Origin of the sequence: Streptomyces sp. YS-3, from assembly GCF_045257485.1 — a bacterium.
In the GTDB taxonomy this organism is placed as follows: domain Bacteria; phylum Actinomycetota; class Actinomycetes; order Streptomycetales; family Streptomycetaceae; genus Streptomyces.
Genome location: NZ_JBJHPC010000600.1, coordinates 1 through 4224 on the forward strand (window position 1 = coordinate 1; position 4224 = coordinate 4224).

The following is a 4224-nucleotide window of genomic DNA, read 5'->3' on the forward strand; positions in this document are numbered from 1 at the left end:
CCCCTCAGCCGTCCACCCCTCCACCTGGAACCGCGGGGTCACATCGCGCCGCCGCACCTCCTCGCCACAGGACCGGCACGCGATCACCGGATCGAGATCCGCGCCGCACGTGTGCTGCCACACCGTGGGCGGCACGTCCGCGAGGTGGCGGTCGCCCCAGCGCATCAGCGTCAGCAGCACCGGCCGGAGCTCCTGCCCCGCCTCGGTGGCCCGGTACTCGTACCGCGCGGGCCGCTCGTTGTAGAGCACCTTCTCCAGGACCCCCGCGTCGACGAGCCTGCGCAGCCGCGCCGTGAGGATGTCGCGCGGGGCACCCACATTGCGGGCGATCGCGTCGAAGCGGTGCACACCGAAGAAGACCTCGCGCAGGACGAGCAGCGCGTACTTCTCCCCCACGACCGCGAGCGCGTCGGCGATCGAACAGGGCCGGGAGTTCTTCTGCGAGGTCGTCATGGCTCCACGGTAAGCCAGGAACCGCAGTGCATTGGATTTCCCAACCCACCGGGCTACAGTGAATCCAGTTTCCCAACCTACTCGCGGGTAGCGGGTGGGACCCGAGCATCAACCGAGCAGACCCGAGGAGCACGCGATGCGTGACGCCGTGATCGTGGAAGCCGTCCGTACCCCGATAGGAAAGGGGAAGCCTGGCGGGGCGCTCTCCGGGACGCACCCCGTCGAACTGCTCGCCCACACCCTGCGCACCCTCGTCGAGCGCAGCGGCGTCGACCCGGCGCTGGTCGACGACGTGATCGGCGGCACCGTCGACCAGGTCGGCGAGCAGGCCATGAACACCACCCGGTACGCCTGGCTCTCCGCCGGGTTCCCCGACAGCGTCCCCGCCACGACCGTGGACCGCCAGTGCGGCTCCTCCCAGCAGGCCGTCCACTTCGCCGCCCAGGGCGTGCTGTCCGGGGCCTACGACCTGGTCGTGGCCTGCGGGGTCGAGTCGATGAGCCGGGTGCCGATGTGGTCCAACGTGCCCGCGGGCACGGACCCGTTCGGCCCGGGGATCGCCGCCCGCTTCCCCGAGGGCCTCGTCCCGCAGGGCATCAGCGCCGAACTGATCGCCGCGAAGTGGTCGATCGGGCGGCAGCGGATGGACGAGTTCGCCGCCACCTCGCACCAGAAGGCGACCGCGGCCTGGGACGGCGGGCTGTTCGACGCCGAGACCGCGCCGATCGCCGGGCTGACCCGGGACGAGTCCGTACGCCCCACGACGACCCCGGAGATCCTCGCCGGGCTGAAGCCGTCGTTCGTGGACCCGCACTTCGCCGAGCGCTTCCCGCAGATCGACTGGTCGGTGACGGCCGGCAACAGCAGCCCCACCAACGACGGCGCCTCGGCCGTACTGATCACCTCCAGCGAAACCGCCGCGCGGCTCGGGCTGCGTCCGCTCGCCCGGCTGCACAGCTTCGCGGTGACCGGCTCGGACCCCGTCCTGATGCTCACCGGTGTCATCCCGGCCACCGAGAAGGTGCTGCGCAGGGCGGGCCTCGGCCTCGCCGACATCGACCTCTTCGAGGTCAACGAGGCCTTCGCCAGTGTGGTGCTCGCCTGGCAGCAGGAGACCGGCGCCGATCCCGCGAAGGTCAACGTGCACGGCGGCGCGATCGCCCTCGGCCATCCGCTGGGCGCCAGCGGCACCCGGCTGATGACCACGCTGGTGCACGCGATGCGCCGGCGCGGGGCGCGCTACGCCCTCCAGACCATGTGCGAGGCGGGAGGACTCGCCAACGCCACGGTGCTGGAGGCGCTCTGACGTCGGCTCAACCGCGTCCGTCCGTACCGGGGCCGGTGTGACGCACGCCGCCCGACCGGTATAGTAATTGGAATGGTGAAGATCAAGACGGACCCACAGATGGACGCGATGCGCGAGGCCGGGCGGGTGGTCGCGCGGGCGCTCGCCGCGGCACGGGACGCGGCGGACGTGGGCGTCAGCCTGCTGGACATCGACACGGCGGCCCACGAGGTGCTGCGGGCGGAGGGCGCGTCCTCGCCCTTCCTCGGCTACCACCCGGAGTTCGCACCGGTGCCCTTCCCGGCGGTCGCCTGCGTGTCCGTGAACGACGCGATCGTGCACGGCATCCCGACCGGCTACCGGCTGCGCGACGGCGACCTGGTCAGCGTCGACTTCGGCGCGGTCCTGGACGGCTGGGCAGGGGACTCGGCGATCAGCTTCACGGTCGGCCGGGCGCGGTCCGAGGACGTCCGGCTGGTCGCCACGGCGTACGAGGCGCTGGAGGCGGGCATCGCCGCCGCGGTCGTGGGCAACCGGATAGGCGACATCGCGCACGCCATCGGCACGGTGTGCCGGGGCGCCGGCTACGGCATCCCGGACGGCTTCGGCGGCCACGGCATCGGCCGCGAAATGCACGAGGACCCGGGCGTGCCCAACGAGGGCCGCCCGCGCCGGGGTATGACGCTGCGGCACGGCATGGTGCTCGCGATCGAGCCGATGCTGATCGCGGACGGCACGGACGACTACTATCCGGCGTCCGACGGCTGGACCCTGCGGACGGTGACCGGCACCCGGGCGGCCCACGCGGAGCACACGGTGGCGGTGACGGAGAACGGGCCGCGCGTCCTCACGCGCCTCTGAGGGGACCGCTGGACGACTCGGCGCGGACCGCTGGACGACCCCGCGCGGTGCGCCGCGCCCCGTGACCGGGGCGCGGCGCACCGCGCGCCCGGACGAGCCCGGCCCGGTCCGGTCCCTGAGCGACACCCTGTCCCCGCGGCCGGAAGTCGACGCCCGGAACGGGCCACGCGGCCCGCCCCGGCAGAGGCCCACCGTGGCCGGTCCCGTACCTGTCCCGGAACGTCACGTTCTGCTGTCATGGACCCGCCAACCCCCCACAGGAGACCGCGGGCTGGCGACATGACCGAAGGAGAGCGTCATGTTCAACGCACTGGCCATCGGCGGCGCATCGGCCGTCCTGCTGGCCGCCCCGCTCAGCACGTCCGGCCACACCCCCGGCTGGGGCACCCCGCCTCCCGACAAGATCGTGATCGACCTCGTGACCGTCAACGGTTCGGGCTGCCCGGCGGGCACCGCGGCCGTCGCGGTCTCCCCCGACAACACCGCGTTCACCGTCACGTACAGCGCCTACCTGGCCCAGGTAGGCAAGGGCGCCCAGCCGACCGACCTCAGAAAGAACTGCCAGCTCGCGCTGAACGTCCACGTCCCGCAGGGCTTCACCTACGCGGTCGCCTCGGCCGACTACCGCGGCTTCGCCCATCTGGAGAAGGGCGCCACCGCGCAGGAGCGGGCGAACTACTACTTCCAGGGCATGTCCCAGACGGCCTATATCTCGCACCCGTTCAAGGGGCCGTTCGCCGACGACTGGCAGACCAACGACACCACCGACGTCGCCGCCCTCGTCTACAAGCCCTGCGGGGAGGAGCGCTATCTGAACATCAACACCGAGCTGCGGGCCGGCGCCGGCACCTCCGACACGGTCAACACCACCAGCTTCATCACGATGGACTCGACCGACGCGAGCATCACCACCACGTACCACTTCTCATGGAAGGCGTGCCCGCCGAAGTAGCGGGCCGCCGCAGCGGTACGCGCACGGGCCGCCCGCCGCGAGGCGGACGGCCCGTCCCGTCAGTTGGCGGCGATGAACCGCCTGGCCAGCTCGTCACCGAGCGAGACCGCCGCGCTGTGGCTCTCGATCGGCTTGGTCTGGGAGTTCTTGAAGAGGATGTACGTCACGCCGGACTCGGCGCCGCCGGTGGCCGGGTCGGGGTTTATCCCGAGCGCCTTGGCGGTGGCGTAGGAGGCCTCCCCGATGATCTTGGAGGGCCCGGTGTCGCCGACCACGGCGTACTCGACCTTGTCGTGGTAGACGACGGCGACCACCCCTCCGCCCTTTATCCCAGCCGAGCTGTAGTTCCAGATCGAGCTGGAACTCGGCACGACGACGTACGGCAGCTTCTCGGCGTTCAGCGGTTTGCCGTTGGACTGGCGGAAGGCGGTGTCGCCCTGGAACCACGGGTCGGTGCCGTGGTTGCAGGCGGTGGTGGTCTGGCCGTCGCAGTCGACGTCGAGGTCGGCCTTCCAGAAGACCGCGCCGTTCTTGCCGCAGACCGGGACCGTCGCGGAGGTCTCGCTGTCGGTCCGGTACTTGCCGCTGGAGATCTGCGAGCAGGACGTGACCTTGGCGAGCAGGTCGGCCGCGCTCACCGAACCCTCCTGGGTGCGGGTGGGGGCGCCGGCCG

The 4224-nt window shown here is 71.6% G+C and carries 5 protein-coding genes; 3 read left to right on the forward strand and 2 right to left on the reverse strand.

Annotated elements, in window-relative coordinates; translation table 11 throughout:
- Positions 1–453 (reverse strand): winged helix-turn-helix transcriptional regulator (locus ACJA3G_RS31530; protein ID WP_406556459.1); only part of this gene is annotated, 453 nt, incomplete at its 3' end.
- A gap of 136 nt (positions 454–589) precedes the next feature.
- Here ACJA3G_RS31530 and ACJA3G_RS31535 point away from each other — a divergent pair.
- The 3 genes from ACJA3G_RS31535 (at position 590) to ACJA3G_RS31545 (ending at position 3551) form a co-directional block, all read left to right on the forward strand.
- On the forward strand, positions 590–1759 hold the full coding sequence (locus tag ACJA3G_RS31535; RefSeq protein WP_406556460.1) for a thiolase family protein: 1170 nt from the start codon (positions 590–592) through the stop codon (positions 1757–1759).
- Between the two features lie 72 nt (positions 1760–1831).
- Entirely contained in the window at positions 1832–2599 is a 768-nt protein-coding gene (map, locus tag ACJA3G_RS31540; RefSeq protein ID WP_406556461.1) for a type I methionyl aminopeptidase, read from the forward strand.
- A 298-nt stretch (positions 2600–2897) separates the two neighbouring features.
- Positions 2898–3551 carry a DUF4360 domain-containing protein gene (locus ACJA3G_RS31545; protein ID WP_406556462.1) on the forward strand — a complete coding sequence of 218 codons (654 nt, stop codon included), beginning with the start codon at positions 2898–2900 and terminating at the stop codon, positions 3549–3551.
- A gap of 59 nt (positions 3552–3610) precedes the next feature.
- Here the strand turns inward: ACJA3G_RS31545 and ACJA3G_RS31550 are convergent.
- Positions 3611–4224: glycoside hydrolase family 75 protein (locus ACJA3G_RS31550; protein WP_406556463.1), on the reverse strand; the 614-nt coding region annotated here is incomplete at its 5' end.